The sequence below is a fragment of the Mediterraneibacter sp. ICN-202921 genome, from assembly GCF_037890075.1.
Taxonomy (GTDB): Bacteria; Bacillota; Clostridia; order Lachnospirales; family Lachnospiraceae; genus Mediterraneibacter; species Mediterraneibacter massiliensis.
Genome location: NZ_JBBKBE010000009.1, coordinates 68783 through 95067, shown reverse-complemented (window position 1 = coordinate 95067; position 26285 = coordinate 68783). Strand labels below are relative to the sequence as shown.

Genomic DNA, 26285 nt, shown 5'->3' with positions numbered 1-26285 from the left:
CAAAAATACATTTGATTTTTGATTTTGTATGATTGAGAATTACAATTCAAAATTGAATTTTAAAACACCAAATGCTATAATCTTCTTATAATCAAAAATTATGAGAAGTTGTATCATTGGAGGGTTTAAGATGGCTGTCTGTTACAATAAGTTATGGAAGATACTGATAGATAGAGGAATGAGCAAAACACAACTTATCAAAGCTGCAAAAATAAGCACAAATGCTATGGCGAAATTAGGTAAAAATGAAGATGTTCGTGTAGAAGTATTGGTGAAAATATGTGGAGTTCTTAACTGTTCAATAGACGATATTATGGAGATTATTCCAAAAGAAATCGAATAATGGGGGAGGGGGATACAGATGAGTACTGTTTTAACAAAAAAACAAATGACCGAAGAAGATATTAAATTACAGTATATTACACCTGCCATTATTTCTAAATGGGATGTTAGAAAAATTACAATGGAAACACAGGTTACAGATGGAAAAATCAATTTAAAAGGAAATTTTGTTTTTCGTGAAAAGGCAAAACGAGCAGATTATATCCTGTATATGAATGCAAATAATCCGATCGCTGTTATTGAGGCTAAGGACAATAAACATAGTATTTCACATGGTTTGCAACAGGCTATGACGTATGCGCAGATGCTCGATCTTCCATTTGCATACAGTTCTAACGGAGACGGATTTGCAGAACATGATTTTCTTACAGGAAAAGAACGAGTGATTGGATTGGATGAATTTCCAAGTGAATCAGAACTGATTGAACGCTTTAAACAGGAATCAGGAATGACTTCTGCGCAGGAGGCAATTATTCAACAGCCGTATTATAGTAGTCAGAATACATATCCTCCACGCTATTATCAGCGTATTGCGATTAATAGAACCGTAGATGCGATTGCACGAGGACAAAAACGTTTGTTACTTGTTATGGCAACTGGTACAGGTAAGACTTATACTGCCTTTCAGATAGTCTATCGTATGCTGCAAAGCGGAATGAAACGGAAAATTCTTTATCTGGCTGACCGTAATATTCTTGTGGATCAATCGATACAACAGGATTTTGCACCATTAGAGAAAGTAATTCATAAAATTAATGTTGCAAAGGATGATAAAAATACGATTACTTCTCATGAGGTTTATTTTTCTCTGTATCAACAGTTAGTAGGTGATGATGACAAAGAACATTTTAGTGAATTGTTTACTCCTGATTTTTTTGATCTTATCATAGTAGATGAGTGCCACCGTGGAAGTGCGAAAGAAGAAAGTCGCTGGCGAAAAATTTTGGAATATTTTAGTTCTGCAACTCAAATAGGAATGACAGCAACGCCAAAAGAAACGAAGTATATTTCTAATCTTTCATATTTTCATGAACCTGTATATTCTTACAGCTTGAAAGAAGGCATTGAGGATGGGTTTCTTGCGCCATTTAGAGTGATTAATATTATGACTGATATTGGCGATGGATGGAGACCTCGAAAAGGACAAAGAGATATTTCTGGGAATGAAATTGAAGATAGAATTTATACAAATAGTGACTATGATTATAACATCGTTATAGAAGACCGTATTCAGCAGGTAGCTTTAGAAATAACACGATACTTAAAAGCAACTGACAGGATGGCGAAAACAATCGTATTTTGTGCAACAGAAGATGCTGCAGAACGTATGCGTCAGGCTTTAGTAAACTTAAATGCTGATATGGTCAGAAAAAATCCTAATTATGTTGTGAGGATTACCGGAAGTGATGATTATGGCAAAAAGAAACTCGATTATTTTATTTCTGTTGCATCTCCATATCCAGTTATTGCAACAACTTCTAAACTATTGTCAACGGGAGCAGACTGTAAAATGACAAAACTGATTGTTTTGGATGAAATGATTGGATCTATGACAGAATTTAAACAGATTATTGGTCGCGGAACCAGACTTAGAGAAAAAGAAGGGAAAACGCATTTTGTTGTTATGGACTTTCGGAATGTAACCAGATTATTTGCAGATCCTGATTGGGATGGACCAATTGAAATTAATGAAAATTTCACTCCTAAGAAAGAAATTGCCTATGGAGAAGAATCTGATCAAACAAATATTATCAAAGATCCAAAAGCTCCTTACGGAAATCCAAAACCAATTATTGACCGAGATGGATGCAAAGTTCAAATTATTCATAAAACAGTTTCCGTATACGATACCAACGGAAAACTTTTAAGACAAGAAAGTATTGTGGATTATACGAAAGAAAATATTATTGGTGAATACGCATCGTTAGATAATTTTATCAAACAATGGTCGCAAGAAGAGAAAAAAGAGAAAATCAAAGAAATGCTTTTGGAACGAGGAATTGATCTTGAAACGATGAAAAAAGAGCAAAATATGGTAGATGTAGATGATTTTGATTTTATTTGCCATGTAGCCTTTGATAAAAAACCTTTAACTCGGAAAGAAAGAGCTAATAATGTAAAAAAACGTGATTTTTTCAGTAAATATAGCGGTATTGCCAGAGACGTGCTGGAAGCACTTTTGGATAAATATATGAATACTGGTATATATGAAATCGAGAAAACTGAAATTTTAAAACTTGCTCCGTTCTTGAAACTGGGAAAACCAGCAAAAATTGCAGGATATTTTGGCGGAAAGGCTGGTTATATGCAAGCGGTGAAAGAACTTGAAAAAGCAATTTACACAGAAGAGGCGGTATAAATATGAGTAATTTATCAGGACTTGTAAAAAGACTTCGTGATATTATGCGGAATGATGCTGGCATCAATGGAGACGCACAGCGCATAGAGCAAATTGCATGGATGCTCTTTTTGAAAGTATATGATGCGAAAGAGCAGGATTGGAAATGGGACGATGAAGACTACGTTTCCATTATTCCTGAAGAATGTCGTTGGAAAAATTGGGCGGTTGATGATCGCACAGGTACTGCTATGACAGGAGAAAGATTATTGGATTTTGTAAATAATACATTATTTCCAACATTGAAAAAACTTCCTGTTGATGCATCTACTCCAATAAAAAAAGCTATTGTTCAAACTACATTTGCAGATGCGAATCAATATATGAAAGACGGTGTACTTCTTCGACAAGTTATCAATGTCATTGCTGACCTTGATTTAGGAGATTATGAAGAAAGTCATGCTTTTGGTGAGATCTATGAAACGATTTTAAAAGAGCTACAAAGTGCAGGCTCTTCCGGTGAATTTTACACTCCTCGCGCAGTAACGGATTTTATGGCAAAAATGATTAATCCACAAATTGGTGAACAGGCAGCTGATTTTGCTTGCGGTACCGGAGGATTTCTTACGAGCTGGCTAAAAGAATTATCAACAAAAATAGTAACCACAGAGGATCAGGCAGCCTATGATACTTCAATATACGGAATAGAAAAGAAACAGTTTCCGTATATGCTGTGTATTACCAATATGTTGTTACATGGAATCGATGTGCCAAAGATTTATCATGATAATTCTCTTTTAAAGGATGTTTTAGATTATACGGAAAGCGATCAATTTGATGTTATTTTGATGAATCCACCCTATGGTGGAAATGAAAAAATGGAAGTAAAAAATCATTTTCCGGCAGATTTGGCAAGTAGTGAAACAGCAGATTTGTTTATGTCTGTTATTATGTATCGTTTAAAGAAAAATGGTCGTGCTGCTGTAATCCTGCCGGATGGTTTCTTGTTTGGTACAGATAACGCTAAAGTTGCCATTAAGAAGAAATTATTTTCTGAATTCAATTTACATACCGTAATTCGTTTGCCACATAGTGTGTTTGCACCTTATACTTCTATCACCACAAATATTTTGTTCTTTGATCATACAACACCAACAGAAGAAACATGGTTTTATCGTTTGGATATGCCGAAGGGATATAAAAATTTTTCTAAGACAAAACCAATGGAACTCAAACATTTTGAACCAGTTATGAAGTGGTGGAATGATAGAGAAGAAATCAATAAGGATGGTTTCGATAAGGCAAAGAAGTTTTCGGTAGAAGAAATCATTGCAAAAAATTATAATATTGATCTTTGTGGTTATCCTCATGAGGAAGAAGAAATTTTGCCGCCAAAAGAATTAATTCAACAATACCAAGAAAAACGAGCTAGCTTAAATGCTGATATTGACCGTATTTTAGCTCAGATTACAGAAATATTAGGTATTGACCTGGAGGAACAATAATGACCGGACAACAATTGAAAAATTCGATATTGCAGATGGCTGTTCAGGGAAAACTTGTTCCGCAAGATCCAAATGATGAACCAGCTTCTGTATTACTTGCACGAATAAGAAAAGAAAAAGAAGAACTTATCAAAGCAGGAAAAATTAAGAAAGAGAAAAATCCTTCCTATATTTTCCGTGGTGCTGATAATTTGCCTTATGAGAAAGTCGGAAAGAATGAGCCGGTGTGCATTGCGGATGAAGTACCGTTTGAGATTCCAGAAAGTTGGGAGTGGGTTACACTCAAAATGATTGCTATAACAGAACTCGGTAAAACTCTTGATAAAGCAAAAAATCAGGGAGACTACAAGCCTTATCTATGTAGCATAAATGTATATTGGAACGGGATTGACTTGACCACAGTTAAAGAAGCCCGCTTTAACGAAAATGAGCTTCCAAAATACGAATTGAAAAAGGGAGATCTTCTAATTTGCGAAGGTGGCGATGTAGGTCGTTCTGCAATTTGGGAAAATGATCAAGAAATGTACTATCAAAATGCTCTACACCGTGTCAGATTCTATGGTGGAATAAAGCCTTACTACTTTCGTTTGTTGATGGAATGCTATAAAGGGAATAAAATTCTCGATGAAAAGAGTAAGGGAATGACTATCAAGCATCTGGTTCAGTCAGCATTGAATGCAATATATTTTCCCCTACCACCGATACAAGAGCAACAACGCATTGTAGATAAATTCCAATCACTGATACCAATTTTGGAGCAATATAATACTTCAGAAATTAAACTATCCAATCTGAATATTGGCTTTCCTGACCTTCTTAAAAAATCTATTTTACAGGAAGCAGTACAAGGAAAACTTGTTCCCCAAGATTCTTCTGATGAGCCTGCTTCCCTTCTTTTGGAGCGTATTCGTGCTGAAAAACAAAAGTTAATTTCTGAAGGTAAAATCAAAAAAGATAAGCACGAATCCGTCATTTTCAGAAGGGATAATTCTCATTATGAAAAGCGTGGTTCTGAGGAAGTTTGCATTGATGAAGATATCCCATTCGACATTCCAGAGAACTGGACATGGACTCGTCTGCAAAATATATGCAGCTTGATTGGCGATATTGATCACAATATGCCGAAATCCGTGCCTGCTGATGAGGGTGTACTTTTTCTCTCTGCAAAAGATTTGTTGGATGATGGAACCATAAACTACACTCAAAATGTCAAATATATTTCAAGAGCAGATTTTGAAAGGTTGTCCAGAAAGGCTTTGCCGCAAAAGAACGACATTATTTATTCTCGAATTGGTGCAGCATTGGGAAAAGCAAGACTGGTTGAAATGAGCAAAGAGTTCTTGGTATCATACTCATGCTGCGTTGTTCGTCCGCTTTTGGTTTATCCTCCATATATTCGTTATTATTTGGAAAGTCCTCAGATACTACTTCACTCGATAAAAGCAAGACAATCCATTGGTGTTCCTGATTTGGGTATGGGGGAAATTAAAAAATATTTGGTGGCATTACCTCCATATAATGAACAAATACGCATTGTTAAGCAGTTAAAAGTCCTGTTGGATAGATGTAATTTCAAAATGTAGCATACCATTATTCTCATTATGAGAAGTTGGACGGAGTCGAGCGTTGTATCGACGACGAGATACCGTTTGACATTCCGGACAGCTGGTGTTGGACGAGATTGGGAACAATGATAGGTGTGCAGCGTGGTGCATCTCCACGACCTAAGGGGAGCCCAGAATACTGGTCATCTGAAAGAACACCTCATCATTGGATTAAAATATCTGATATTACAAAATACACCCTGAACGATACATTGTATGATACAGATGAATTTCTGACCGATCTTGGCACTACCAAAAGTGTTTTTGTTGATAACGATTATTTAATTACTGCGGCAAGTGGCAGCTTGGGTAAGATTGCAAAGTTGAATATTTCTGGATATATATATATATATGACGGTCTAATGTGTATGTGCTTCAAAAATACCAGTTTGGAAATGGACTATATAATAATTCTGATTCAAGCAATGGTTGAATATTTGATGTCACTTTCTACTGGTACCGCATGGAAAAATATCACAACAGATATTTTGAAGAATCTATTGGTTCCACTTCCGCCGCTATCAGAGCAACGCCGCATCGTTGAGAAACAACAAAAATTATTTGATAAGATTACGCTGATTTAGTGTGGAATTGTATAATATCTGGCGAAAGGAGGTCTTTCGCCATGATAGAAAAAGAAAAATTCGAAAGACATTTGAGGGGCACAAACCTCTCGGAAAACACGATTTCATCGTATCAATTTGCCATCAAACAGTATGGGGAGCAGTACGATGATGTCACACAGAAAAAGCTACGTGAGTACAAGGTATGGCTGATCGAGAATTACAAGCCCAAGACGGTCAATCTCCGTTTGCGAGCCATCAATTGCTACTTGGAATGTATTGGTAAAGAGAAGTGGAAACTGCCATTTGTCCGTGTGCAGCAGAAAACTTTTCTGGAAAATGTCATTAGCGAAGCAGACTACAAATACTTTAAATCTTGTCTGAAGAATGACGATGAAACGTTCTGGTATTTCGTAATCCGCTTCCTTGCCGCCACCGGAGCCAGAGTCAGCGAACTGATTCAGATTAAGGTTGAACATGTCAAGTTAGGTCATCTTGACCTGTACTCCAAAGGTGGTAAATTACGCAGAATTTATATCCCCAAAGAGTTACAAAACGAAGCCCTTTCTTGGCTGGCTGAAAAGCAACAAGAAAGCGGCTTCATTTTTTTGAACAAGTATGGGGAACGTATTACCACCCGTGGCATCTCTGGACAGTTGAAGAAACTGGCAGTAAAATATGGTATCAATCCTGTGGTTGTGTATCCACACTCATTCCGTCACAGATTTGCCAAGAGCTTCCTTGACCGTTGCAATGATATAGCGTTTCTGGCTGATCTTATGGGACATGAAAGCATTGAAACTACCCGCATTTACCTCAGAAAAACAGCTACAGAACAGAGAAAAATTGTTGATACAATCGTAGATTGGTAAAAGAAAAGGCATACACTTCGATTACTTGGAGTGTATGCCTGATTTTATAGAATGTCACAGGATTCAATTACGAAATTTGCTCGTTGGACAATTCTCTTTTGTTCCTCTACTGGAGGAAGCGGAACAAGGTAGTTGGAAATAAAATCTTTTCCGATACGCTGTTGTCCTGCCGTTCCAGTAAAGTTTTTCATACCATCTTGGATAAAGGTATGGGTTTTGCAGAGCAGCAAAAAGTATGGCATATACAATATTTTTGTATAGTCACGAAGTACATGAAGCTCTGTTGTACCAGCACCATATCCGTTGGGAAGATTGAAGATTACGGCAGACTTTCTATTCTGAAAACATGGAGTTATTTTTGCAATAACAACATCATTGTTAGCAAAATGGGTAAATCCAGATTTTATATTCTTCCATTGTCTTTCTTCAAAGGTATGGCTATTACTAAATCCGTCTTGTAAAAGCGGCATTGGCATAAAACCAACAACGGTATCATCAGAAATAATGTTTCTTGGGTTGATCGTAAACAAGGAACCCATCCTAACCCATTCCCATGTATCTGGAATATCAAACGGTATCTCATCGTCGATACAACGCTCGATTCCGTCCAACTTCTCATAATGAGAATTATCCCTTCTAAAAATGACAGATTCGTGCTTGTCTTTCTTGATTTTACCTTCGGCAATTAACCTTTGCTTTTCAGCACGAATACGCTCCAAAAGAAGGGAAGCAGGCTCATCAGAAGAATCTTGGGGAACAAGTTTTCCTTGTACTGCTTCCTGCAGAATCGACTTTTTAAGCAGATCCGGGAATTGAGTATTTAGATTGTTTAGTTGTTTTTCTGCCTGTGCATATTTGTACAATAAAGGCTCGAACTCTTTTATCTTGGCAACAATTCGATACTGCTCAGCTAGCGGTGGGAGTGGAAACAACAAAGAGTGTAAGGCATTTGCAGAAAGTCCTTTAATGCCAATACCTTTTCCACCAATCCAACCTGCGTGTTTATACAGGAAAAAGAGATAATAATAATATTCCGTACATATTTTAGAATAAGAACGCAGTCGATGGATATGGTTTTGTATTCTAATATCTATGTCATAGAGCCAGATTGCGGCTCGTCCAATATCTCCACCTTCACAAACAAGTAAATCGCCCTTGGTTACAGTAGATTTCTCAAGTTCTGATTTAGAAAAATACATTTCTCGGAGAGAATTAAGTTCAAATCTATTCCAGTAAAGATTAGATGTTGTTATGTATGCAAGCAACTCTCCCGAACGGTTTGAAGCGTTCAAAGCTTTGCCGGTATTATGCTGAAAGATTTCTCCTAATCGCACCCACTCCCAACTTTCTGGAATCTCAAACGGTACTTCATCCGCAATGCACACCGGCTCATTCTTTCCGACTTTCTCATAAGGCAAATTATCAGAATCATATTGTAAAAGTATCATAAAAAATCAAACACACTCTGAATATCACTTATCTAAAAAATAGTATTTTCTGCATTTTTTCTTTTTTAAATTATCAAGAGCAAGATCCACCCCGGTATTACCATATCCCCATTCTGCCATATAAGTAATATTTCGGAGTTTTATCTTGCTGGGGAACTGTCGCCTCCCACACCCACTTTTTTATTAGCTACACCGGAGGTGCACGCAGCAAAATATCATAATTAACATAATTCTATTTTGAGGCATTCAGTAAGTAACTGGATGTCTTTTTCTATTTGAAAATGCACATGGTGATGCGAACAAATTCTTTTGTAAGCCGATTATATAAGCAAGGGTATGGGGAATTGTCACTCCCCATCAAGAGAACACCCATAAGGTGAACGGAGGCGGAAACGCGATAACATTAAACATGGGTGGATCTTGCTCTTGTAAAATTTTTTCTCTCTGTACCCTGTAAAATGAGCTTTTTCCATTTCGTTATATAGGGAGATATAAAAAGAGAATTTTAATAAAGCATAAAAATCTCTTTGGGAAAGCCGGCATCCGTCTCCTTAATTTTTCAGAAAGGTAAAAGAAAATATGAAATTTGAATATATGATGGAAACGGAAAAGATACTTCCCTATTATCAGTTTCCTAAATTTTTGTTAGAGCTACCACTCTCTCAGAACGCAAAAATACTTTATATGCTGTTATATGACAGAGCCAGAATTTCACAGAAAAATCATTGGATCAATGAAGAAGGATATGTATATTTTGTCTTTCCGATTACAGAAATATCTTTGAAATGGGGAAAGTGTTGCACTTCTGTAAAAGCTGCCATGAAGGAATTAGGTGAGTATGGATTGTTGATTCGCAGTTCCGGGGGATTTTCAAAACCAAATCATTTATATATGCGAATCCCCTGTATAGAGTTGATTTCTGAACCGGATGTAAAGCAGACAGACGAAAATACCACTTCCATTGGGATGAAAAGCTGTCCTTCATTTAGTCGGAAAACAGCCTCTTCTATGGACGGAAATGTGCCGCCTAGTAAAGTAAAAGAAAAATATAATTTTAGTAATAAGATTGGAGTAAATTACGAATATGAGGAGGGCGATAGTCTATGATAAAGCAGGAAAACACATATTTAGGTGCAGATGGATTAGCATATTGCAAGATTTGTGGAGAACCTGTAGAGGCGTTTTTCCCTCCAGACAGTATTCTTGGTATGAAAAAACATTTTAGACAATGTGCATGTATCCGTCAAAAGCGTGAAGTAGAAGAAAAGGCATATAAAGAAAGAGAACACCGCGAATTAATGGAAAGAAATAGAAAAATCTGTTTTGAAGAACCACGAATGTATGATTGGAATTTTGAACTGGCAGAAAAGACTACCACCATCGAGAAGGCCAAAGAATACACAGCAAACTGGAATAATATGAAGAAAAATCCTATTGGTTTTCTATTGTGGGGATTAATAGGAACCGGAAAGAGTTACATAGCCGGTTGCATTGCCAACGCACTTTTGAATCAGGAAATTACTGTGAAGATGACAAATTTTAATACAATTATTGATGATATGTTTCCATTAGAGGATAAAACAGAATATATCAATGCTCTGGCGCGATATGAACTTTTAATTTTGGATGATCTTGGCACAGAACGAAATTCTGAGTATGCTCTTGGAATTGTATTCAGCGTAATTGACCGAAGATATCGATCTGGCAGACCATTGATCGTAACGACCAATCTTCCGATAAAACAATTATTGCCCATGAAAAAATGGGGAAAATGAAAACCTTTTTTGCTACTGCCGAATCAAGGCAGACTGAAAATATTATAGAGCAGACAGGCACAAAAACAATCTGATGTTTATATCTTAGTATAGACATCAGAAATAGAAAGAGTGTGATAGCTCTGCAGAAACCTACATATTACCTGTGGCAAACAGATTATACATCTTCAGAAGACTTTGAGGCAGATAAGGAGAAATATACGAAAATAGGTTTTCGGGTTGTCACGTTTGCGGATGGGCAGCTGGATAAAAATATACATAATGGAATAAAAGCGTTGATTCGAAACCATATAAAAGAAATCAATCAGTAATTTCTCTGGGCGGGAGACATTCTCTCGCCCTTATTATATTACATTATTCTATAAATAATATTTCAGAAAGGATGAGGACATGAATGCTGGATATGTGCGTCTTTCAAGAGATGACGATAAGCGAAATTATGTTTCCATAGAAAATCAGAAGTTAATTATTAATCAGTATGCAGCCGACCATGGAATGGTTATTGACCGATGGTATGAAGATGACGGAGTGTCAGGTTATATTTTTGACAGACCTGGATTTCAACAGATGATGGCTGATTTAGATAAAGATATTGATACCGTATATGTGAAAGATTTCTCTCGTCTTGGCAGACATAATGCGAAGGTTCTTTTGCTTTTGGATGAATTTCAGGAACGGGGAAAACATCTCATTGTCATTGATGATAATTACGATTCTTTCGATTCCAGCGACGACACCATTGGAATTAAAACATGGTTCAATGAGCGTTATGTAAAAGATACCAGTAAGAAAATCAAAAGAGCGATTGGAGCCAGACAAAAAGAAGGTACGCTTATGACAAAACCACCTTTTGGATATTGTCGGGATACGAAAGACAAAAGTATCATCAAGATCGTTCCCAAAGAGGCAGAATTTATTAAAATGGTTTACGATCTTTATATCTCAGGATCCGGGTATCGCAAAATAGCAAATTATTTGACCGACCAGGGTATCCCAACGCCTTCTATGGTACAGCGAGAACGAGAAATTGAAGAAGGTCGCATAAGCAAAAAGAAAGTTGCAACCGTTTGGTCTGACAGCATGGTAAAGGAATTATTAGATAATGATTTTTACATTGGAACTTTTCGTTTGAGAAAACGTGCCAGAAATACCGTACATGGAAAGGATAAACGTGTTCCAAAAGAAGAACAGTGTATTTTTGAAGATCATCATCCGGCAATTATTGATAAAGCCACTTTTTCTCTTGTACAGGAATTAAAAGAAAAGCGTAATCGCACGAATTATCGTGGAAGCAGGGGGGAATGGATCGGTTCAGAAATCCCCAATCCTTTTGGAAGCTGTTTGTTTTGTAAAGATTGCGGGAGCCGTTTGACACCGATTAAGCGTCAATCATCCAGCAGAGAAAGAAAATATTATATTTGTACTACCTATAATACGAAAGGCAGGCGGTATTGCGAAAAAGCCCATCTGATTGAGGAAAACGATTTGATGGAAGATGTGTTGAATTATATTAAACTGTGCAGAGAAGCGCTTTGTGAAGTGATTTCCACATACGATATGAGAGATTTTGAGGCAGAAAAGAAAACGCTGGCAGAAAAACGACAAGACATTCAGGAAGAAATTCAAAACCGAAAAAATCAACTAAAGGTACTTTTAACACAAAAAATAAAAGATTTATCCATAGCATTTGAAAATGAGGATTTGATTCATGAAACTTATGACTCTTTACAAAAAGATTTATTGGCTCAGATTCATGGTTTGGAGATGCAGGAAAAAGAACTGAACGAAACTACTATAGAAACACCGGATGTAAAAGACAAATTGAGAAACGCATTGGATGTAGTTGATAAAATCATTGCAGGTGGAACTCTTGATCGAAGAGATATTGAACTGTTGATTGAGAGAATTGACGTAGATAAAGAGGGAATGCCGGAAATTACTTTAAAATATGGTTTGTCTGATTTAATCAATTACAGTCCTGCTGATGAGATGAATCGCCGGGAAAATACTGTAATCGCTCTTGTAATGAAGTTGATTATAGAAGATGAACGCGGATATACCTCTGCAAAATACTTGTCAGAACATATGACAGCATTGGGATTTAAGAAAACGAAACAAAGTATCTTGCCTTATATCCATCTGATGAAAGAATTAGAGATTCTGGAAGATACGGATAATCCGCTGAAACCTTACAATATTGTGAAAACAAAAGAAGAGATTGCGGTATTGATGCATCAATATCTGCCGGATTTATCGGCTCAAATGACTTCTGAACAATTATAGGACAATTATTTACATTGTAATGTTGATGACAGGCGGCATGCCACAGATGGTATTTGAGTATATTTTAAAAGAGAACGGTATTGATCCAGAGAGTGATCTGGAGATTAATCAGAATATTGATTTTGGCTCTACTGCCGCCGCCTTTTCGGAAGGTCAGGGAGATTTCACAGTAGAGTTTGAACCCGGGGCTACCACATTGGAATCAGAAGGAAAAGGGTATGTAGTAGCGTCCTTAGGAGAAGACAGTGGTTATGTGCCTTATACAGCTTTTAGTGCAAAGAAAAGCTATATAGAAGAAAATCCGGACGTTATACAGGGAGTTACCAATGCCCTACAAAAAGGAATGGACTATGTGCAGTCTCATACACCGGAAGAAATCGCTGCAGCCATAGAACCTCAGTTCCCGGAGACTGATCTGGAAACGATCACGACGATTGTTACCCGGTATTATGAACAGGACACATGGAAAGATAATCTGATCTTTGAAGAAAGTAGTTTTGACTTATTGCAGGATATTCTGGAAAGTGCCGGAGAATTAAGCAAAAGAGCTCCTTATAAAGAACTTGTCACTACGGAGTTTGCCGAGAAAGCAAACAATACTGCTGCAAAATAGACCCTGTAGTTCTATATAGCGCATGACAAAAAGGGCTGCCGCATAAAATCGTGCGGCGGCTCTTTACTGTATATATGCCTGGCGGTATACATTTCTAGCAGGAAGATAAATTCTTTTTTATTATAAAGAAAGGTTTTTGTCTTACTATAGAGAGTTGCTTATGATTAAAGGGATATAGTATACTTAGTATATAAAAATGAAAGAGGAACAGAATGAGCGGCAAAACATTGTTAAAGGTAAAGTTTTTAAGTAAAGTCACAAGAGATAGGGGGGTAAGAGTATGATAACGATTTTTAATCGCAGATTCTTAATCGCTACTATGGATATGAAACGACAGTCAGATATTAGGGATAAATTGAGCGGAGCCGGTATTGCCTACACAGTAGGGACAAAAAATCTTCAGAGTTCAGAATGGCTGGGCGGAGGCAATAGAGGAAGGTATGGAAGTATGGGGATCCAGCAAAAGTATTCTTATGAATATAAAATCTATGTACACAAAGATGATTATGAAAGAGCATTGAAAGAAATACAATAGACGAAAAAACTTCCCGCAGATTGTAGTCTGTGGGAAGTTTTTTTGAATTGGTCTAATAATTATCATAATCATCTTCAAAAGGGTCGTCATAGTCTTCCTCGTCATAGCTATCTCCGGAACCAAGAGAAGCAATAGTAAGGATAATGAATATAACAGCAAATACAGCACATCCCACCGCGCAGTAAAGAAGCATGGAGTCAGTGTTTCTTTTCAAAAATGCAAACACAGCACCTCCAATACAAAATACTGCCGGAAACAGAAAGGCACAGAATGTATTCTTTTTCTGAAGAATGAATAATAAGATGCCGGATAAAAGCAGACAAAGAGCAAGTATAATATATATTGTTCCGGCACTGCTTTCATTTCCGGCGGTGACGTCGGTCAATCCGGTTGTAAAAGCTTTATATGTAAAGAAAGCAAATCCGATCAAAGAAAGAACGCCAAATATAATTTTTACACTTCGGAATCTTGGGGTTTCCTCCTCATACATATCTTCTTCCACAACAGGAGGTTCCGGTTTCCTGCGTGCGGCCGGTGCAGATTTTGCCGAGTTTTTATAGGTGGTATTTTCTGACGGAGCAGTCCGTCTTTTCTTTACAGGACGCCGTCCGGGATCTGTAGCGAGCATGTCTTCGTATCCTTTTTTAACAGCGGTTTCTCTTTTGGTACGAATTCTTTCGGGCGGAATATTCGCATATTTTTGTTCTTCAGCAGGAGCAGTACTTCTTGTATGTTTTGCCGGTTGTCCCTGACCTGTACGTTTTACAGGTTTGTCTGCAGGTGCCTGTTTAGGCGATCGTGTTTTGACTTGTGTACCTGCAGCTGTGGGTCTGCCGGTCTTCTTTGCTTGGGCTCTTTCAGCGGAAACTTTTTTGAGTTCTGTTGTTTTCTCAGGAGAAACAGCAGTATTTGCACTTGAGTTTCCGTTTTTCTTTGCGGTGCTTTTTTGTGTATTCGGATTCGCAGGTTTGTGATCTGCGGTCTGTTTTTGCCTTTCTACATTAGCAGTTTGATTTTGAACGCCTGGTTTTAGCGGCTGTTCCTTTGTACCCGCGGCCTTTTTAGCAGCCTTTTTGGCACGCTGCTTGTCTAGATTCCACTGTTTTTTGCAATTACGGCATATGGCATATTCGTTAAAGATGGGGTCATTATTTTCATTGACGCCAACTTGTTTTTTCTGTATTTCTACTTCTTTTTGGCATATTGGACATTTCATAGTTAAATTGTACTCCTCTCTTCGTAGACAATCCAAAGGATTAATTTACAACGCTTCTATTATAACATTTTGCATTAGTAAGAACAATGGAAAAATGCAACATATCCTCGAATTCTGCCGAAAAATGTAAAATATAAGAAAAAAGGAGACGCCGCGTGGGTTTCTTTTACAGAAATCACTGCGGCGCTCCAAATGAAGGAGAGGAATGGAGGAAGGAGGCGGTAGTATTAGGGCAGGGAGTCTTTGTTTTTTTGTGGTATAACGGGCGGAGTGAACTGATATACGTCATTGTAGGATTCCAGTTCATCTTCCGATTTTGCAAGAGAGGGGATCAGTCCCGTACAATCCATAGAAGAGGCTGCGTTGGAAAGATAATCATAGTCATCTATTATCTTTTCGTTTTGTTTTTTATTTAGCATGATCATCACCTCATAGATATTGTGCCCTATCTATAAAATTGTATTCTGGAAAAAATATGATATAATAGCGATAAAAGCGGGATAAATATTGGAAATAAAAAAATTTTATGTATTAAACAGGAGGAGAATAATGAATATACTTGCGGACACACACGCTCATTCGTTGATGAGTGGACATGCTTACAGTACCATCCGGGAGATGGCGGCAGCTGCTGCAAAAAAGGAACTTAAGGTAATGGCCTTGACGGAACACGCACCGGAAATGCCGGGGACTTGCGGAAAATTTTATTTTGATAATCTGGATTGCGTGCCAAGGACAATGGAAGGCGTGCAGATGCTCTTTGGAGCGGAATTAAATATTATGGATACAGAAGGTAGGGTAGATCTGCCTGAAGAGACTCTGCGTGACCTGGACATTGTTATTGCCAGTATTCATCCGCCTTGTTACGGAAAGAGCCGTACGGAGAGAGAAAATACAAAAGCATATATAAAAGCAATGGAAAATCCATATATCCATATCATCGGTCATCCGGATGATGGTAGATTTCCGGTGAATTATGAGGAACTTGTAAAGGCAGCAAAAAGAACGGGAACTTTGCTGGAATTAAATAATTCCTCGTTAAGGCCACAGAGTTTCAGACAAAATGCCAGAGAAAATATGCTGACTATGCTGGAATTGTGTAAGCAGTATGAGGTATTTGTGACAGCAGGAAGTGATGCTCATGTAGATGCAGATGCCGGAAACTTTACCTATGTAAAAGAAGTACTTGCTTACTGTGATTTTCCGATGGAATTGGTTGCTACAACAGATTTGGAATTGTTGAAAAAGTTTTTGAGTTTTTAAATCTTTTACAAATCTTTATAAAACAGTATAAAAAGGTAGACTTTAAAAGTTTAGTGTGCTAAAATGTAAGGTAGTCATTGGACTGTTAAAGGAGAGCATGTATTATGAGTAAGAAGATAAGAACAGAAGCGGTAGATTATCTGTTTCAGGCGATTTTAAGTTTGGAAAATAAAGAAGAATGTTATACTTTTTTTGAAGATATTTGTACGATCAATGAATTGCTTTCACTTTCGCAGCGGTTTGAAGTGGCGAAAATGTTAAGAGAGCAGAAAACTTATTTGGAGATAGCGGAAAAGACAGGCGCCTCTACCGCCACTATCAGCAGGGTAAACCGTTCTTTGAACTATGGAAATGACGGGTATGATATGGTCTTCGAGAGAATTAATAAATAAAAAGATAAAAAGACACTGTTGTCCTAAACGGAGAAACAGTGTCTTTTTTAATAATACATAAAATAGGGGCAGGGCATATGTGTTACCTCTCCTGCTGTGTGTTGTTTAGTCCATCAATCAATTTTTCGATAAGCTGTTTTTTTACATATACGTCAAAGCTGAGATTGCAGATAAATGTGAAGAGTTGGAGATATTCCCGGTCTTCTTCTGGTATATCTGTAAATGCTGTCTGTGCCTGTTCATGGGCAGCTTTGACTGTTTCCTGCAAAGAATCGATCCGGTTTTTTTCCATTTGACAGATTTCTTCATACAACGAAGTCATGTCCGTACTTCCATTCCCGTTAAAATATTTTTCTGTGAGGGGTTTTAGAAGTGCTTCGATATCTTTTATAGACAGTATATTCTTAAAATAATAGATATAGATCAAGATAAGCACATGCTCTTTGGAATATTTCTTTTTCACGGGAGGAGGAAGAAGATTATTTTTGGCATAATTGTTGATCATTGTTTTTGTAAGAATCTTATCATCTTCATAGCGTTTTGTAGAAGCAAGCTGGCTGTCCATAAAAGTAGTCACTTGATCCATGTACAGGTCAATATTCGGAATGTCTCCCGGATGAATATAGTCAATGCGGGAAAGACTTTCTAAAATGCTGTTGAGCATATCATTCGTATTTATTGTCATATAATCACCTCGATATATTCATTATATAGTAATCGAAACCAGATGACAAGTTTTTATTTATTAAGATTATGAGGGTTAAGAGTAGGAGATAAGAGTCGTTTTCTGGCGCTTAAATAGCAAGGAATTTCATAGAGGAGCATGAAAGTCCAGCCAACTGCGCAGGCAAAGGGGATTCCGTGTATCCCGGAGCGGGGGACGAACAGAAAGGTGAAAATAACGCGCAGTGAAGTCTGGATGAAGGTAGAAATCAGTGTGATTCTCATGTTTCCGATTCCGCGGAAGAACCCTTGGATACCGTTTGTGAAGGAAGGAAGCAGGTAGAAAAAGGCCATGACAGACAGATATTGGCTGCCAAGGTGAACGATATTTTGTGGCTGTACTTTATCTGTAAACAGACGCAGAAGAGGTTCGTGCAAGAGTAGTGTACACGCACAGATGAGTATCCAGTAAAAGAATTCCAGTTTTAGCCCGCTGCAAAAGCCGCGGATGATCCTGTCCGGCTTCTTTGCTCCCTGATTTTGCGCAGTGAACGTCGTAATCCCTTGGGCAATGCTTTGCTGAGGTGTAAAGGCAAAATCATCAATTCTTGTGACTGCATTGTAGGCAGCTATAACGTCTATTCCTAATGTATTGACACAGCCCTGGATGAGAAGCTTTCCTATGGGCTGGCAGGCTTGCTGCAGGGCGGTGACTGAGCCATATCTCAAGGTTGTTTTTAACAAAGACTTATGGAGTCTTAAATCAGAAAATTTTAATTGGAGAAGAGGAATCTTCCGGTAAATATATTGTGCGCACAGAAGGGCGGATAAAATCTGCGCAGCCACTGTTGTGACGGCAGAACATGTAATCCCGTAACCGAGCAGGCCAATAAAAAGAAGATCTAGGACAATATTCAATAGGGAAGAAAAAAGAAGAAATTTTAAAGGTGTCTTTGCATCTCCTATACTTTTTAAAGCGGCAGAGAGTGTATTGTAAAAATATGTAAAAGGTGCCCCCAAAAAGATGATGCGCAGATAGAGCGCAGTAGAAGAAAGGAGTGTGTCCGGAACACGGAGCACCTTAAGCAGTGGGAAGATAAAGACAGAGCCGGCAAAGGCAATGACAACGGTACTGATACATCCAAATAAAAGAGCGGTTGCCAGTTCATCCTTCAATTCCCGGATACGTCCGGCTCCAAAGTATGAACTCATAATGACACCGGCGCCGATACACAGACCGGAGATGCCAAGGATCAGTATATTCATGACAGGACTTGCCGTTCCTGTCGCCGCGAGCGCTTCTTTTCCGATAAATCGGCCGGCAATGACGGCATCAGCGGCATTATAAGCAAGCTGAAAGAAATTCCCTAGTATAAGAGGAACTGCATAAAAAAAGAGTTGTTTGACGGGGGTGCCGTTTGTCATATTCACTGCTGCCATATCAAGGTCTCCTTTCTCATACAGTATTTTATCTCAACTATACTAGGTTTTCAATTTAAACATTTTATCATAATATGTGGTTGACAATCGGGAATGTGTGTTCGATAATGATAATACTTGAAAGGAGAGAAGTATGAGTATATATGATAGTTTAAATACCCCTCAGAGAGAGGCGGTCTTCCATACAGAAGGACCACTTCTGATATTGGCAGGGGCAGGTTCTGGCAAGACGCGGGTATTGACGCACAGGATTGCGTATCTGATCGAAGAAAAAGGAATAAATCCATGGAACATCCTGGCGATCACTTTTACAAACAAGGCTGCGGGAGAGATGAGAGAACGTGTGGACCAGTTGGTCGGTTTCGGTTCTGAGAGCATATGGGTCAGCACTTTTCATTCCATGTGTGTCAGGATTTTACGGCGTTACATCGACCGTCTCGGTTATGATACAAAGTTTACGATATATGATACAGATGATCAGAAGACATTGATGAAGGAAGTTTGTAAACTGGCAGATATAGATACTAAAGTGTACAAGGAAAGAGCGCTTTTGGGAACGGTTTCTTCTGCAAAAAATGAATTGATCTCTCCGGAAGAATTTGAACTGAACGCAGGGGGAGACTTTGGACGGCAGAAGATCGCGAAGGTTTATCGGGAGTATGAGAAACAGCTCAGAGCTAACAATGCGCTGGATTTTGACGATCTGCTTGTAAAGACAGTGCAGCTTTTTCAGACACAGCCGGATGTGTTGGCGTATTATCAGGAACGGTTCCGTTACATAATGGTAGATGAATACCAGGATACAAATACAGTACAGTTTAAATTGGTGAGTCTTCTGGCGCAGAAATACAAGAATTTGTGCGTAGTAGGCGACGACGATCAGTCGATTTATAAATTCAGAGGTGCCAACATCAAAAACATTCTGAACTTTGAACAGGAATTCCCGGATACGAAGGTGATCAAACTGGAGCAGAATTATCGTTCTACAGGGAATATCTTAAATGCGGCGAACGCGGTCATTAAAAACAACTGCGGCAGAAAAGAAAAGACTTTGTGGACTGAAAATGGCGACGGCGCCAAAATTGCACTGCGTCAGTTTGATACGGCGTATGACGAGGCGGATTTTATCGCAGAGGATATTGAGAAGAATATCCGGGAAGGGGGCGCCTATAATGATCATGCGATCCTATACAGGACAAATGCACAGTCTCGTCTTTTTGAAGAACGTTTTGTAGCGGCAAATATCCCGTATAAGATTGTAGGCGGTATCAATTTCTATGCCCGCCGGGAAATTAAAGATCTGCTTGCCTATTTAAAAACGATTGATAATGGGCAGGACGATCTGGCAGTACGGCGTATCATCAATGTGCCGAAAAGAGGGATCGGATTGACGACGATCAATCGGGTCCAGGAATCTGCTGCAGAGAGAGGAATCGGATTTTATGAAGCTTTACAGGGCCTAGATCTGATACCGAATATTGCCAGAGGGGCGGCAAAATTGGATTCTTTTGTGGCGCTTATCGAATACTTCAAGGGGCGGGCACAGACGGAGAGCATATCCGATCTGATACAGGAGGTTTTAGAAAAAACAGGCTATATGGAGAGTTTGGAAGCAGAGGCCAAGAGTGAAGATGAGGCGCATGACAGGAAAGAAAATATTGAGGAACTCTTAAGTAAGGTTGCTGCTTATGAAGAAAGCTGTGAAGATATAGAGGAGAAGGCATCCCTGAGTGGTTTTCTGGAGGAGGTCGCTTTGGTGGCGGATATTGACAGTTTGGATGAAGACCAGGAGTACGTAGTATTGATGACCTTGCATAGCGCAAAAGGTCTGGAATTTCCGAATGTCTATATGGCAGGCATGGAGGATGGATTGTTCCCCGGATATATGACGATCAGTTCTGGAGAGCCGGAAGAATTGGAAGAAGAACGGAGACTGTGTTATGTAGGGATGACACGGGCGGAACAAAAGCTGACTGTAAGCTGTGCCAGAATGAGAATGGTACACGGAGAGACGCAGTATAACAGAATGTCCCGTTTTTTAAAAGAAATACCGCTGGAACTTCTGGACAGCGGGGAAGTATTTACCAAAAAAACGGCAGGAAAAGAAGAAATAAAACAAGATTTTACTGCGTCCAATCCCTATTTTCATGCCAAAAAAAACTTTAAGGCACAGCCGTTTTCTGTCATGAAGGGAGCCCAACAATTTGCAGTCTCGAAGGAAAAAGGTCTGGACTATAAGATTGGCGATCGTGTGCAGCATATCAAGTTTGGCGCCGGTGTTGTGGAGGATATTACAGAAGGCGGACGGGATTATGAAGTGACAGTAGAATTCGATACTGCAGGAAGAAAGAAGATGTTTGCTTCTTTTGCAAAACTGGTAAAAATAGAATAAAATATAATTGAGATTTTGGCATAAATTAGTAGTAATCTGAAAATGATAGTGTTATAATAACAGAAAGTAAACCATTGTCGGCAAGACAGGGGAAAGGACGTGGACAGTATGAGCAAGGTAGAAGAATTGTTAGCAGAGACAAAATTAAGCGATTTATTGCATAAGAATGAATCAGAGAAACATAAGAATACGGTGATCTGGGTACTCGCGATTATTGGAGCAGTAGCAGCGGTAGCGGCGATCGCTTTTGCAGTATATCGTTTCTTTACACCAGATTATCTGGAAGATTTTGAAGATGATTTCGATGATGATTTTGACGACTATTTCAGTGAGGAAGATCAGGTATAATTGCTTACGATATAAGCACAAAGAAAAGATAGGCAGGATGTGGTCAAGCGCTGCACCCTGCCTGTTTTACGCTTGGAAGTCGTAAGATGATAGATGTAACAGATGGAAAAAAGACAAAAAAAGGAAATGGCAGGAACATGAAAAAAGGGCAGATATTAGAAGGAATAATTGAAAAAGTAGAATTTCCAAACAAGGGGATCGTCTCCGCTTTGGGAGAAGAAAAAAAAGTGATCGTAAAAAACGGGATACCGGGACAGAAAATTAAATTTTGTATCAATAAATTCAAAAAAGGAAATCCGGAAGGACGGCTTTTGGAAGTGCTCCAGAAGTCAGAGTTGGAGACGAGAAAACCGGTTTGCAGTATTTTCCCAGACTGTGGAGGATGCATGTACCAGACAATGTCTTATGACAGGCAGTTGAAAATGAAAGCAGAACAGGTAAAAGAGATTCTGGACGAAGCTGTAAAAGGAGACTGCCATTTTGAAGGGATAAAGCCGTCTCCTAAAGAATTTGCTTATCGTAATAAGATGGAATTTTCTTTTGGAGATGAATATAAGGATGGACCGCTTTCTTTGGGGCTGCATAAAAAGGGAAGCACATATGATGTATTGACTGCCGCAGACTGTAAATTAGTGCATGACGATATGACAAAGATCCTGACATGTGTTCTGCAATATTTTCAGGAAAAGAAGACGAGCTATTATAAAAAAATGCAGCATATAGGCTATTTGCGACATCTTCTTTTACGAAGGGGAGAGTACACGCAGGAGATTCTGGTAAATCTGGTAACGACATCCCAGGAAGAACCAGATCTGCAGCCTCTTGCTGAAAGGCTTTTGCAATTAAAGCTTAAGGGAAGGATCGTAGGGATCCTGCATATTATAAATGATTCTCTGTCAGATGTTGTGCAAAGTGATGAGACAAGGATCCTTTATGGACAGGATTACTTTTACGAAAAACTGCTGGATCTGGAATTTAAAGTGACGCCGTTCTCCTTCTTTCAGCCTAATTCACGGGGCGCAGAAGTCCTATACAGTACGGTGCGGGAATATATAGGGGATATTCAGAATATGACCGTGTTCGATCTGTTCAGTGGGACGGGAACGATCGCACAGCTTCTGGCGCCTGTGGCAAAGCAGGTCATAGGGGTGGAGATCGTAGAGGAAGCGGTAAAAGCGGCACGGGAAAACGCAGCACATAACGGACTTTCTAACTGTCGATTCATAGCAGGTGATGTATTTAAAGTATTAGATGAGATTAAAGAAAAACCGGACGTTATTGTATTAGATCCGCCAAGAGATGGGATCCATCCTAAGGCATTGCCTAAAATATTAGAGTACGGTGTGGATAAGATCGTATATATCTCTTGTAAGGTGACTAGTCTGGCAAGAGATCTGGAGATGATACAGGCAAAAGGATATGAGGTGGTGAAGTGTGCGGCAGTAGATCAATTCTGCCAGACAGTGCATACAGAGACAATAGCCTTGTTATCCAGACTCGATGACAATAAGCGTCCTTGCTGCTGTTTTGTATAGTCAGAGCAACAATTTTTATCACTGGGATTCGATTTCAGGCGGTCCATCTTCTGCTGTATAAATCAATAAAAAAAGGTATTTATATGCTAACTTTATCCAAAATCCTAGCTTTCATTTAAATATATCATTAGTGTAAAAGATATATTTAAACTGTAAAGAAAGGATGGTGTAAGTTGTTGAGAAAAAAATTAGTCAATATGCGATCTAGAAAGGCGACGCTAGGCGTAGGATCCGTACTGATCGGCATTTTTTGTTTTTTCTTTTTCGGGAATGTTTTGCGGGCAAACGCAGCGGAAGAACCTATAGCTGCTGATCGTGATACAAAGGCAGTGTCGATTGAGGAAACATCGTCTGAAGCAGCTGTTGATTTTAAAACAAACGAGAAAGACGCAGAAGAGGAAAAGCTTGAAAACGATGCTCCTCCTTCTCTGGAAAATGAAAACGATGTTTTGGAAAAAGAAGATTCATCTGAGATGGCAGATCATCCTGCTTCTAGCAGTGAAAAAGAAGAAGTTATAGTTTCTGACAGTGATACAGGCATGCGATCCGAAGTGCAACAGAGAAGCATCTCTGAAAATGAATCTGATGATAATAATATAAGGTCTATTTTAAAAGCGGATGGGTTTTATCAGATTAATTATAAAAACGGAAATGAAGGAAGACTGCTCATATTAGACCATAATATTTTTCGCCTTTATATTGACCCAACCGGACAATTTAAAGATGATCCTGAACCTAGAGATATCAATCGTCCTGCAAAGATGATTGATCAGGAAGAGTTTAGTACAGCTGAGAGGTCTCACAATACGTTATTTGAAGACAGTGCTTATGACGGGAACATGATTCATTTCGCTGATTTTGCTATCGGGTGGGATAAAAAACAGGGAACTTTTAAAGTTTATGATAAGAAGAAAGCTGTTATTTTTGAGGAATTAGAACCAATAAAAATCGAGAAGAATACAGCGGTTCAGACGTTAAAACAAAATAAAGATGAATATTTCTTTGGGGGAGGAACTCAGAACGGACGTTTTTCTCACAAAGGAGAAGATATAAAGATTGTCAATTCAAATAACTGGGTGGATGGAGGAGTTGCCTCTCCCAATCCGTTTTATTGGTCTACAAAGGGATATGGCGTACTCAGAAATACCTTTCAGGAGGGACTTTATAGTTTTAAAGATCCAGATAAAGTTGTAACTGTTCACAGAGATGATAAATTTGATAGTTTTTATATTGTCGATAAAAATTATTATAACATCATAAAAAAATACCATGAATTGACCGGCCAACCAATATTGATGCCGATCTTCGGTTTTTATGAAGCGCATCTGAACGCTTACAATCGAGATTATTGGCAAGAAGTTCCAAAAGGAACTGCTGGAGCGATACAATTTGAGGACGGTAAGTTTTATCTGGAAAAACAGCCGCAACATGCCGGAGGACGGGGAATCCGAGAAACGCTTAATGGAGAAAATCCCGAATCGTATCAGTTTTCTGCAAGAAAAGTCATCGACAGATACAAAGAAAAAGATATGCCTTTAGGATGGTTCTTGCCGAATGATGGTTATGGCGCCGGCTATGGGCAGACAGACAGCTTAGATGGTAATATAAAAAATTTAGTCTCATTTGGGGAATACGCAAGAGAAAACGGAGTGGAATTAGGGCTTTGGACACAGCAGGATTTACATCCTAAAGATCCTAAAAACCCAAAGCCTGATGATCGTGATATTAGCAGAGAAGTAAAAGAAGCTGGAGTAAAGGCTATAAAAACGGATGTTGCCTGGGTTGGGAAAGGATATTCTTTCGGTTTAAACGCAACGGATGACGCGTCTTCAGTAATGATCACTGAATCTGGCGGCCGTATACGCCCCTTTATTGTTAGTTTGGACGGGTGGGCAGGAATACAAAGGAATGCAGGAATTTGGACCGGTGATCAAGTTGGTGGGAAATGGGAGTATATAAGATTTCATATTCCTACGTATTTAGGTACCGGATTATCAGGGAATCCTAATATTGGCTCGGATATGGATGGAATTTTTGGAGGAGGAAATAAGGAAGTTAATATTCGTGATTTCCAATGGAAGGCATTTACACCTATTCAATTGAATATGGATGGTTGGGGATCTAACCCTAAAACCCCTTTTGCTTTCGATGAGGAAGCCACAGATATTAATAGAGCATATTTAAAACTAAAATCTCAGTTGATTCCTTATATCTATTCTACAGCGCACGAAGCTACTTTTGAAGGTAAGCCTATGGTAAGAGCTATGTTCCTGGAATTCCCAGACGAAGCGGGCGTTTATAGTAATGCTGCAAAATATCAATATATGTTCGGAGATTTTATACTTGTTGCGCCTGTTTACAACGATGAAAAGAATAAGGAAGGCACGCCTACAAGGAGTGGAATAATTTTACCTGATGAACATACAGTATGGTATGATATGTTATCGGGTGATGTATACAGGGGCGGCAAAACATATAACAATGTTAAAGTTCCGTTATGGAAGCTGCCTGTATTCGTCAAAGAAGGCGCAATACTGCCCTTAGTTAATCCTAATAATAATCCAAAAGAAATCAATCGAAGTAATATGATCGTCAATTATTGGCCGTCAGTTAAAAAAACGGAATTTATATTATCAGAAGATGATGGATATAGTACGGATTATTTAAAGAATGAAATTGCGAAAGCTACTATAACCGCACAGAAAACAGAAAATACTGTTCGAATACATATTTCTAAATTTATCGGAGATTATAAGGGTTTTGATCCGAATAGATCTATAGAAATAAATGTTCGGAGTTTTTCTGTACCAAGTTCGATCAAGGTAAATGGTGAAAAGTTAAGAAATGTATCTTCAGAAAAGGAATTTAAATCAAACACGAACGTATATTTTTTGGATGATATGTACAGCTTTTCTGGTTATTTAAAAGGGTATGCCGGACAGGTTCTTGATCAGAGTTTTTTGCGAATAAAAATAGATAAGAGAGACCTGAAAGAGTTTGACACTGCTATTGTTATAGAAGGAGTTGCAGATGAAAACTTGCCGAAAGCGATTTTAAATCCGAATTTGAAAACCATAAAATTATGAGTGATTATTGCTCTCCATAGGTTATCAATAAAATCCTCCAAAAGCCTTGAAAATAAAGGATTTATCGCAATG

At 38.5% G+C, this 26285-nt stretch carries 21 protein-coding genes and 1 pseudogene; 17 read left to right on the top strand and 5 right to left on the bottom strand.

Annotated features, from left to right (window positions below; all coding sequences use genetic code 11):
- The first annotated feature begins 130 nt into the window (after positions 1-130).
- The 6 genes from WKT01_RS09005 (at position 131) to WKT01_RS08980 (ending at position 7224) form a co-directional block, all read left to right on the top strand.
- Positions 131-343: a helix-turn-helix domain-containing protein gene (locus WKT01_RS09005; RefSeq protein ID WP_022151127.1), complete on the top strand. Its 213-nt coding sequence runs from the start codon at positions 131-133 to the stop codon at positions 341-343.
- Positions 344-361: 18 nt separating this feature from the next.
- The gene (gene hsdR / locus WKT01_RS09000) at positions 362-2701 is read left to right on the top strand and encodes an EcoAI/FtnUII family type I restriction enzme subunit R (RefSeq protein ID WP_270396326.1); all 2340 of its coding nucleotides are present in this window, start codon (positions 362-364) and stop codon (positions 2699-2701) included.
- Between the two features lie 2 nt (positions 2702-2703).
- Positions 2704-4185, top strand: a complete 1482-nt coding sequence (locus WKT01_RS08995; protein ID WP_270396324.1) for a class I SAM-dependent DNA methyltransferase — start codon at positions 2704-2706, stop codon at positions 4183-4185.
- A complete protein-coding gene (locus WKT01_RS08990) occupies positions 4185-5768 on the top strand; it encodes a restriction endonuclease subunit S (RefSeq protein ID WP_340312112.1) in 1584 nt (527 codons plus the stop codon). Before WKT01_RS08995 ends, WKT01_RS08990 begins: the two co-directional genes overlap by 1 nt.
- 107 nt (positions 5769-5875) lie before the next feature.
- Positions 5876-6373, top strand: a complete 498-nt coding sequence (locus WKT01_RS08985; RefSeq protein ID WP_340312110.1) for a restriction endonuclease subunit S — start codon at positions 5876-5878, stop codon at positions 6371-6373.
- A 41-nt stretch (positions 6374-6414) separates the two neighbouring features.
- A complete protein-coding gene (locus WKT01_RS08980) occupies positions 6415-7224 on the top strand; it encodes a tyrosine-type recombinase/integrase (protein WP_270396321.1) in 810 nt (269 codons plus the stop codon).
- A 44-nt stretch (positions 7225-7268) separates the two neighbouring features.
- Here the strand turns inward: WKT01_RS08980 and WKT01_RS08975 are convergent, their stop codons facing one another.
- Positions 7269-8672: a restriction endonuclease subunit S gene (locus WKT01_RS08975; RefSeq protein ID WP_340312108.1), complete on the bottom strand. Its 1404-nt coding sequence runs from the start codon at positions 8670-8672 to the stop codon at positions 7269-7271.
- Positions 8673-9251: 579 nt separating this feature from the next.
- Between WKT01_RS08975 and WKT01_RS08970 the strand changes: the two genes are divergently transcribed.
- The 5 genes and pseudogenes from WKT01_RS08970 to WKT01_RS08950 all read left to right on the top strand — a co-directional run bounded on the left by WKT01_RS08970 (position 9252) and on the right by WKT01_RS08950 (position 13878).
- Complete coding sequence (locus tag WKT01_RS08970) at positions 9252-9779, top strand: replication initiator protein A (protein WP_270396315.1); 528 nt, start codon at positions 9252-9254, stop codon at positions 9777-9779.
- Positions 9776-10420, top strand: a pseudogene (locus tag WKT01_RS08965) (ATP-binding protein); the annotation flags it as partial. The gene WKT01_RS08970 and the pseudogene WKT01_RS08965, both read left to right, overlap by 4 nt.
- Before the next feature lie 417 nt (positions 10421-10837).
- Complete coding sequence (locus WKT01_RS08960; protein ID WP_340312106.1) at positions 10838-12730, top strand: recombinase family protein; 1893 nt, start codon at positions 10838-10840, stop codon at positions 12728-12730.
- A 19-nt stretch (positions 12731-12749) separates the two neighbouring features.
- Positions 12750-13343: an ABC transporter substrate-binding protein gene (locus WKT01_RS08955; protein WP_330671162.1), complete on the top strand. Its 594-nt coding sequence runs from the start codon at positions 12750-12752 to the stop codon at positions 13341-13343.
- A gap of 280 nt (positions 13344-13623) precedes the next feature.
- The gene (locus WKT01_RS08950; protein WP_154821490.1) at positions 13624-13878 is read left to right on the top strand and encodes a hypothetical protein; all 255 of its coding nucleotides are present in this window, start codon (positions 13624-13626) and stop codon (positions 13876-13878) included.
- A 52-nt stretch (positions 13879-13930) separates the two neighbouring features.
- Here WKT01_RS08950 and WKT01_RS08945 read toward each other — a convergent pair whose 3' ends face one another.
- Positions 13931-15094 (bottom strand): hypothetical protein, encoded by a 1164-nt coding sequence (locus tag WKT01_RS08945; protein WP_270396306.1) that lies wholly within the window; start codon positions 15092-15094, stop codon positions 13931-13933.
- 227 nt (positions 15095-15321) lie between these two features.
- Complete coding sequence (locus WKT01_RS08940) at positions 15322-15513, bottom strand: hypothetical protein (RefSeq protein WP_082667553.1); 192 nt, start codon at positions 15511-15513, stop codon at positions 15322-15324.
- A 130-nt stretch (positions 15514-15643) separates the two neighbouring features.
- Here WKT01_RS08940 and WKT01_RS08935 point away from each other — a divergent pair, with 130 nt between their 5' ends.
- Both WKT01_RS08935 and WKT01_RS08930 read left to right on the top strand, forming a co-directional pair.
- Positions 15644-16357, top strand: coding sequence for a phosphatase (locus WKT01_RS08935; RefSeq protein WP_059070083.1), 714 nt, complete (start codon positions 15644-15646; stop codon positions 16355-16357).
- A gap of 104 nt (positions 16358-16461) precedes the next feature.
- On the top strand, positions 16462-16749 hold the full coding sequence (locus WKT01_RS08930) for a YerC/YecD family TrpR-related protein (RefSeq protein ID WP_059070081.1): 288 nt from the start codon (positions 16462-16464) through the stop codon (positions 16747-16749).
- Positions 16750-16831: 82 nt separating this feature from the next.
- Here the strand turns inward: WKT01_RS08930 and WKT01_RS08925 are convergent, their stop codons facing one another.
- Both WKT01_RS08925 and WKT01_RS08920 read right to left on the bottom strand, forming a co-directional pair.
- Complete coding sequence (locus tag WKT01_RS08925) at positions 16832-17434, bottom strand: DUF1836 domain-containing protein (protein ID WP_059070079.1); 603 nt, start codon at positions 17432-17434, stop codon at positions 16832-16834.
- Between the two features lie 53 nt (positions 17435-17487).
- Complete coding sequence (locus tag WKT01_RS08920) at positions 17488-18852, bottom strand: MATE family efflux transporter (protein ID WP_059070077.1); 1365 nt, start codon at positions 18850-18852, stop codon at positions 17488-17490.
- Positions 18853-18985: 133 nt separating this feature from the next.
- Between WKT01_RS08920 and pcrA the strand changes: the two genes are divergently transcribed.
- The 4 genes from pcrA to WKT01_RS08900 all read left to right on the top strand — a co-directional run bounded on the left by pcrA (position 18986) and on the right by WKT01_RS08900 (position 26213).
- A complete protein-coding gene (gene pcrA, locus WKT01_RS08915) occupies positions 18986-21244 on the top strand; it encodes a DNA helicase PcrA (protein WP_059070075.1) in 2259 nt (752 codons plus the stop codon).
- A gap of 108 nt (positions 21245-21352) precedes the next feature.
- Positions 21353-21592 (top strand): hypothetical protein, encoded by a 240-nt coding sequence (locus WKT01_RS08910; protein WP_059070071.1) that lies wholly within the window; start codon positions 21353-21355, stop codon positions 21590-21592.
- Between the two features lie 137 nt (positions 21593-21729).
- Positions 21730-23127: a 23S rRNA (uracil(1939)-C(5))-methyltransferase RlmD gene (gene rlmD / locus WKT01_RS08905; RefSeq protein WP_340312118.1), complete on the top strand. Its 1398-nt coding sequence runs from the start codon at positions 21730-21732 to the stop codon at positions 23125-23127.
- Between the two features lie 173 nt (positions 23128-23300).
- On the top strand, positions 23301-26213 hold the full coding sequence (locus WKT01_RS08900) for a TIM-barrel domain-containing protein (RefSeq protein ID WP_270394878.1): 2913 nt from the start codon (positions 23301-23303) through the stop codon (positions 26211-26213).
- Positions 26214-26285: the final 72 nt, after the last annotated feature.

Coding starts and splice junctions, on each gene's coding strand:
- WKT01_RS09005 (WP_022151127.1), top strand. CDS start 131: ATGGCTGTCTGTTACAATAAGTTATGGAAGATACTGATAGATAGAGGA.
- hsdR (WP_270396326.1), top strand. CDS start 362: ATGAGTACTGTTTTAACAAAAAAACAAATGACCGAAGAAGATATTAAA.
- WKT01_RS08995 (WP_270396324.1), top strand. CDS start 2,704: ATGAGTAATTTATCAGGACTTGTAAAAAGACTTCGTGATATTATGCGG.
- WKT01_RS08990 (WP_340312112.1), top strand. CDS start 4,185: ATGACCGGACAACAATTGAAAAATTCGATATTGCAGATGGCTGTTCAG.
- WKT01_RS08985 (WP_340312110.1), top strand. CDS start 5,876: ATGATAGGTGTGCAGCGTGGTGCATCTCCACGACCTAAGGGGAGCCCA.
- WKT01_RS08980 (WP_270396321.1), top strand. CDS start 6,415: ATGATAGAAAAAGAAAAATTCGAAAGACATTTGAGGGGCACAAACCTC.
- WKT01_RS08975 (WP_340312108.1), bottom strand. CDS start 8,672: ATGATACTTTTACAATATGATTCTGATAATTTGCCTTATGAGAAAGTC.
- WKT01_RS08970 (WP_270396315.1), top strand. CDS start 9,252: ATGAAATTTGAATATATGATGGAAACGGAAAAGATACTTCCCTATTAT.
- WKT01_RS08960 (WP_340312106.1), top strand. CDS start 10,838: ATGAATGCTGGATATGTGCGTCTTTCAAGAGATGACGATAAGCGAAAT.
- WKT01_RS08955 (WP_330671162.1), top strand. CDS start 12,750: ATGTTGATGACAGGCGGCATGCCACAGATGGTATTTGAGTATATTTTA.
- WKT01_RS08950 (WP_154821490.1), top strand. CDS start 13,624: ATGATAACGATTTTTAATCGCAGATTCTTAATCGCTACTATGGATATG.
- WKT01_RS08945 (WP_270396306.1), bottom strand. CDS start 15,094: ATGAAATGTCCAATATGCCAAAAAGAAGTAGAAATACAGAAAAAACAA.
- WKT01_RS08940 (WP_082667553.1), bottom strand. CDS start 15,513: ATGCTAAATAAAAAACAAAACGAAAAGATAATAGATGACTATGATTAT.
- WKT01_RS08935 (WP_059070083.1), top strand. CDS start 15,644: ATGAATATACTTGCGGACACACACGCTCATTCGTTGATGAGTGGACAT.
- WKT01_RS08930 (WP_059070081.1), top strand. CDS start 16,462: ATGAGTAAGAAGATAAGAACAGAAGCGGTAGATTATCTGTTTCAGGCG.
- WKT01_RS08925 (WP_059070079.1), bottom strand. CDS start 17,434: ATGACAATAAATACGAATGATATGCTCAACAGCATTTTAGAAAGTCTT.
- WKT01_RS08920 (WP_059070077.1), bottom strand. CDS start 18,852: ATGGCAGCAGTGAATATGACAAACGGCACCCCCGTCAAACAACTCTTT.
- pcrA (WP_059070075.1), top strand. CDS start 18,986: ATGAGTATATATGATAGTTTAAATACCCCTCAGAGAGAGGCGGTCTTC.
- WKT01_RS08910 (WP_059070071.1), top strand. CDS start 21,353: ATGAGCAAGGTAGAAGAATTGTTAGCAGAGACAAAATTAAGCGATTTA.
- rlmD (WP_340312118.1), top strand. CDS start 21,730: ATGAAAAAAGGGCAGATATTAGAAGGAATAATTGAAAAAGTAGAATTT.